We start from the raw sequence: 5,321 nt of genomic DNA, 5'->3' as shown, positions 1-5,321 counted from the left end.
ATCTCGCCCATGCTATCGTGGGCCATTATGCCGAAACTGACGAGCTTGCTTTTCGCACCGCGTGCCATTCCGCCGGAATTCAAAAACGAATTTCCAATCTCGTTGTCTCTCCGGCCCAAGCAGTTGAGGGCGGCCGCTGAGGAGAGTGCATTCCTTATTCCAGCTGCCTCGCAGTTGCAGCTTCAATACCGGGGCATCCGGTGTCCCGTCAGGATCGTGCATGGAAAGGGTGATCGGCTCATCGAGGCCGACCAGTCGCGCCGCCTGCACGAGGCGTTGCCCCGCTCTCTGCTACATCTGGTCGAGGATGCCGGTCACATGGCTACCTATGCAAATACGCCTGAAATAGCGGATGCCGTGGCGGCGCTGGCGCTCACCGCACCGGCGAGAAGCGCGTAGGCTTTCTTGTTGCAATGCGTGCGGCGGAACGTGGCCGTCGTTAATTTCGCCGCGCTCGCGATTATTTGCACAGCGGCCGTTGCGTAGCCCGGATCAGGGTCGCGCTAGATATTCGGCTCAGATCGCGGCGAGTGCATTGCTTTGCGGGATCGATTGGGATTGTCTGGGTCGCGCGGCTTAGTAGCCCCAGCGATGGCGCGCTCGACGATCTCCCACCGCTCGCCATAGAGAAAGAACCCGGGCGATTCCGCCATCGCTTCCAATTCAGCCACGCCGACCGATAGCTTAGAAAGCTCGTCTTCGGTGAAATCGGTCAGCGACAGCTCGAAACCGCCGGTCAGCAGGTCGTTTCAATTCGAGCCTCAGCATCTCGTCGCCCCAATCCCTCGCATCCATGAGTGGGCCGATTGTCGGGATGACATAGGCGCGCTTCTGGTTTTTGCTCCACCCCCGCGTCCGGCGGAACGACGTCGATCACTGCTTCTCTGCGGGAGCGTCGCCGCTGGCGGTGCAGGCGGGGTGGTGGCGGTAAAGTTCAGGCGCGGCTGCAGCACCAGACCAATTTGCAACCTATCGGCGCTTGCGGCCTTACCTAACGAAAAGCCGAAATGCTGCCCGCATCGTAGGGCTGAGCCTCGCCGGGGTTTATCTGATCGGCATGATGCTGGCCGCACCCAGGATGAGCTAACAGTTGGGGACAACCGGCCGACTTGGCCCTCACTATTCAAAAGCGAACGTTCAGCTCGGGAGCCTTTGGCTAACTTCGATCTGCAGGGCGCGGGCATCGCGTGCGTTCAGCTACCGCAGGCCAATATCGGGGTGGGGCGTCGGAGGCCAGCGGGCTGCTAGGGGCCGACGTCTTTCAGCAGCCGCACATACATTCCCTCTCATGTAGCTCGAGCCACGTACCAACTTCAATGGGCCAAGGTACGTTGACTGGGTCGCCGCGCGCTAGGCGATCGAGGGAGGTCGCCGAACTCCGGAGCGGCGTAGTCTCGACCTTCCGGGGTTACAATGTGCACATCGTAGCAGCCTGTTTTAGCGAGCTCCCAGGCTTTCTTGAGTGCCGCTTCGGGCGTACTCCTGCGATGAGCCAGCTCGCCGTGCTTGCACCTGCCTTTGACAGTAAAGCTCATTTTTTCTTCTTTTTCTTGTTTTTCTTAATGGTGTCAGCCTGAGCCCGGAATGCGTCGGCCAATGTCTTCATCTGGTCGGCTACAAAGGCGTCAGCCGTTCGGGCGGCCACCCGTTCGGCCACGACAGCCTGTTTCCGGATTTGCTTCACAGCTCCCATTGAGTTTCAACTTCTCCGGCACTGTGTTTGTTCCTGTTCGCAGAAGATCGATCGTCGAGCCGGTGTTATCAAGAGAGCGCCAATCGGGGACGTGGCTCTTCGGGCGGGGGAATGATGAAATTAAACGTCGTCCGCAGCTTGGGGAGCGGGGGTGGGACTATCGATCTGGTGAAAGACGGGTGGGCTTATCATGTTAGCGAAAAAGCCTAGATCATGTGAAGCGCGCCGCAAAAGTCTTTGGGATGGTCACTCCGCTGACGATCTTGGTGACTAGCCAAGGTATAAACGGATTTTCCGATTTAATGGCGGAGGTATCCGGTGAAGAGGCAGGAAAGCACAGCCGCTCTGCCCTTGCGACGGCTGGGGCTTCCGTTCAACAACGCTGTCGAAGTCGAGATGATCGTCGAGGTCGAGTGACACCCAGCGCGACGGCCTCATAAGCGGTGCTCGAAGGCAAGCGCAGGTGCTGTCCGTCGATTTGACCCCTTTTTTCATAACCTAGTTCTGCAGCGAATTTTCGGTTCTGCAGCGAATTTTCGGCACTCTCTTGGAGCGCGACCATATCTCTCCGAGCGGCCTGCCGCTGCGCGTCGAGGCCAAGACCGCTCCTGCCTCGATCGGGGCCTCTGGCGCGGCCGGTTGGGCTCCGGTGAAACACCTCGCTTACACCGACCCGCGTTTGATGAGTTCATGCGTCTGCGGCTGATGTCACCGCGCTTTCCGGAAGTTGGGCTCACCTCGTGGTTCTGCCCTCGTGCTTGATCTTATTCGGAGCGGCGCGGCTGAGCATACCTTGCTTTGTAGCCGTCTAGCCAACCCAGTTTAGGCGACGACCCCTCCGCCTCTTTGTCCCACACATACCAGGCATAGGCAGTTGTCCCACCGCCTTTCCGCTCGACACCGCTTGGGTAAAAGGTAATGCGCTCACTGTAGACCCAGACACGGGCGGGTGGCGTTCTGGAAAAGATCGTGTTCGCTCTGTTCGCGCCCTCTAGGAAGGCCAAACGCAGGAGAAGGGCGAACTTTCGCTTCGCCAGCTTGATGCCGCTCGCGACAAAACCCTCGGCGCAATTATAGGGCGGGTTGGTCACGATGTTGTCGGCCGTCTGCTCTGCATGAAGAAAGTCAATGCCGGCCTCCCCGTAGCCACGATCATACAAATCAGAACTGCGAACGGATTGGCCAGTCTGTTCCAGAACACGGGACATGCTGCCATCACCGCACGCGCACTCCCAAATTTCGCCGTCGAACTTTTCATTATCGATCATTGCGAACGTCGCCCAAGCCGGCGTCGGGAAAAAGTCCGGTCCACTGAGGTCAGCAAACCTCTTCGTTGTCGGCTTGAAACCGCCGTTCAGATTGTAAGTAAGATCGGTCACGCGAGAGCTCCTCGCTGGAATGAGGAGAGTATCAGGCTCGTTCATCTCGCATTTTCGCAAGGAGCTTGTGTGAGTCAAATTGACTCACCCCCTCCCCATCAAGCGATATGAGCTTCCGATGGCGGACCTGCTGGGCGCTTGGTCGCAATATCCAAATGCTGATCGAAATGGGAAATCTGCTGGGGCGTGTGCTCATTAACTCGCAGATGTCCGATCTTGAGGGCTAAGCGGAAATATTCCGCTCGGTCAGAGTATTACCGGTGTTGACCCGAAGGCGACTTACCGTCCGATACTGCAGGCCGAAGACGCTGCTCATCAACCGAACGAACCACCGACGACCCGGAACGTTGACTTGCAGCTAGAATGCGGGATGGTTCCATGGCCAACCGAAACGTCGTGGTCATCGGAGGCTCGACTGGAGCCACCGGACCGCTGGGAGAAATATTAAGCCGACTGCCGGTCGACCTGCCTGCGGCTGTGTTCATTGTTCTGCACATGCCAGCCCAGGGCGCTGGCATTCTCAAGAGCGTAGCCAGAGCTGCCGGCAAGCTGCCTGTGCGCCAGGCTCAAAACGGTATGCGCTTCGAAAACGGTCACGTCTATTTGGCTGTACCCGACCATCATCTGATGCTCGTTGACGGTCATATGATCCTAGGACGTGGCCCGCGTGAAAACCTCGCACGGCCTGCAATTGATCCGCTCTTCCGCTCGGCGGCACTGAACTACGGGCCACGCGCGATCGGGATCGTGTTGAGCGGGCTGCTTTCCGACGGCTCTGCTGGCCTCAGCGCTATCAAACGGTGTGCCGGCCTCGCGTTGGTGCAAGACCCTGCGGAAGCCAATGCCGATGAAATGCCGATCCGAGCCACGAAATCAACGACTGTCGATTTCTGCGTTCCGGCTGCGCAGATCGGCAAGTTGCTTCCAGATCTGGTTCGTGCGCCTCCAGGTTTATCGGTATCAATTCCCGCCGATCTCCTGCTCGAGGTTCAAATCGCCGCCGGCGAAGGAATCGGCGCCGAACTGATCCGCGAAATCGCCGATGCCACTGAGCTCACTTGCCCGGATTGCGGCGGGGTCCTCTCGAAGCTCAAGCTGGTTAGTCCATTGCGCTTTCGCTGTCAGGTCGGACACGCCTATAATGCCGACGTGCTCGCCGAGCAGCAGGAGAGTCGAGTCGATGAAGCATTGCGAGTCGGATTGCGCATCATTGAGGAACGCGCCGAACTGCTCCAACGTCTGGCAGAGGAGGCGCATAACAGCGGGTGGACGGACGAGGCAAATACGCACAAGGCGCGTTCCAGGGAGTACCGCGAACATGCCGACAGCGTTCGTCGTGCCCTGCTGAAGTCGATTGAACCTTCCGGCCGTGAAGCGGACGATTGAATTGAGCACCCCGCAATCCCGGTTGGAAGGTGGAACTTGTCCCGACGGGCTTTGAGATAAGCTCCGCAACCGAACACCTGCCCACCGCGTGCGGCAGCAAGGATGGGCCATGCGAACCGATCCCGCGCTTGAAATTGCGGTAAGCTGCGTTAAGCGTGCCGGCCGAAGTCTCGAGAAAACGGCAGAGATTGTGGAGCGATCCTGCTGGGTACTGGCGAGGTCTCGACAGCTGATGATAGGACGGCCGATGAAGATGGATCGGCAAGCGGAGCTGCAGCGGCTCGCCGGAGCAGACGCCCACATCGCCAGCGCCGAACTTGCCGCTTCCAGGCTAATCGTGGAAATCGAAACACGTCGTCGCTTCGGTTACGACGTTCAGTTGGCGGAAGTACTCCTCAATGGAATCCGGTCTAGTCTTGAGGCGATGCGGCGGCATCGTAAGGAAATCTTGAGGACGATCGCGGAGATCGACCAAAGAACAAGTTGACGATGTGCGTCAGACTCCGAACGACCGGACATGCATTGCTCCCTCCGATACAGCAGGCAGGAGCACGACTGATCTCTCAGCCACCGACGCCTACGGGCAGAGCCTTGGCCGGGGATGTCTGACTTGACACCGTCTGGAGGGTATTCGTCCAGAGAATAAATTGGCGCTCAGTTGGACAGCGCGCCGTTGCACCACCTGTGCCGGGACGAGACCCCTCATCGGCGCTCCTCTCCGGCTGCGAATGTCGCCTGTTGGCCGATTCCGTTGAAAAAGGCCGCGGTTGCGACTCAGAGATACCGGAGCGATCTGTTCCGTCGCGTGTTCGAAAGCGTTTTGCGCCGCTGCATCGAGGAGCGACTGGTCGGCGGTGAGGGAT

6 protein-coding genes are annotated in these 5,321 nt (G+C 58.9%); 4 read left to right on the top strand and 2 right to left on the bottom strand.

What is annotated here, in order from left to right:
• On the top strand, positions 1-399 hold a 399-nt coding region (locus SO139_RS45395; protein ID WP_498542083.1), incomplete at its 5' end, for an alpha/beta fold hydrolase.
• A 1,132-nt stretch (positions 400-1,531) separates the two neighbouring features.
• Here SO139_RS45395 and SO139_RS45390 read toward each other — a convergent pair.
• Both SO139_RS45390 and SO139_RS45385 read right to left on the bottom strand, forming a co-directional pair.
• The gene (locus SO139_RS45390; RefSeq protein WP_449384473.1) at positions 1,532-1,693 is read right to left on the bottom strand and encodes a hypothetical protein; all 162 of its coding nucleotides are present in this window, start codon (positions 1,691-1,693) and stop codon (positions 1,532-1,534) included.
• Positions 1,694-2,457: 764 nt separating this feature from the next.
• Positions 2,458-3,072 carry a hypothetical protein gene (locus SO139_RS45385; protein WP_449384474.1) on the bottom strand — a complete coding sequence of 205 codons (615 nt, stop codon included), beginning with the start codon at positions 3,070-3,072 and terminating at the stop codon, positions 2,458-2,460.
• A 378-nt stretch (positions 3,073-3,450) separates the two neighbouring features.
• Between SO139_RS45385 and SO139_RS45380 the strand changes: the two genes are divergently transcribed.
• The 3 genes from SO139_RS45380 to SO139_RS45370 form a co-directional block, all read left to right on the top strand.
• Positions 3,451-4,458: a chemotaxis protein CheB gene (locus SO139_RS45380; RefSeq protein WP_449384475.1), complete on the top strand. Its 1,008-nt coding sequence runs from the start codon at positions 3,451-3,453 to the stop codon at positions 4,456-4,458.
• A gap of 109 nt (positions 4,459-4,567) precedes the next feature.
• Complete coding sequence (locus SO139_RS45375; RefSeq protein WP_449384476.1) at positions 4,568-4,945, top strand: hypothetical protein; 378 nt, start codon at positions 4,568-4,570, stop codon at positions 4,943-4,945.
• A 171-nt stretch (positions 4,946-5,116) separates the two neighbouring features.
• Positions 5,117-5,321, top strand: a 205-nt coding sequence (locus SO139_RS45370; protein WP_449384477.1) for a hypothetical protein, incomplete at its 3' end; no start/stop codon positions are given.

The sequence above is a fragment of the Bradyrhizobium sp. UFLA05-89 genome (assembly GCF_059803475.1).
Note: the sequence above shows the minus strand (reverse complement) of the source record. Positions and strands in the feature narration are given on the sequence as shown.

Coding starts and splice junctions, on each gene's coding strand:
- SO139_RS45390 (WP_449384473.1), bottom strand. CDS start 1,693: ATGGGAGCTGTGAAGCAAATCCGGAAACAGGCTGTCGTGGCCGAACGG.
- SO139_RS45380 (WP_449384475.1), top strand. CDS start 3,451: ATGGCCAACCGAAACGTCGTGGTCATCGGAGGCTCGACTGGAGCCACC.
- SO139_RS45375 (WP_449384476.1), top strand. CDS start 4,568: ATGCGAACCGATCCCGCGCTTGAAATTGCGGTAAGCTGCGTTAAGCGT.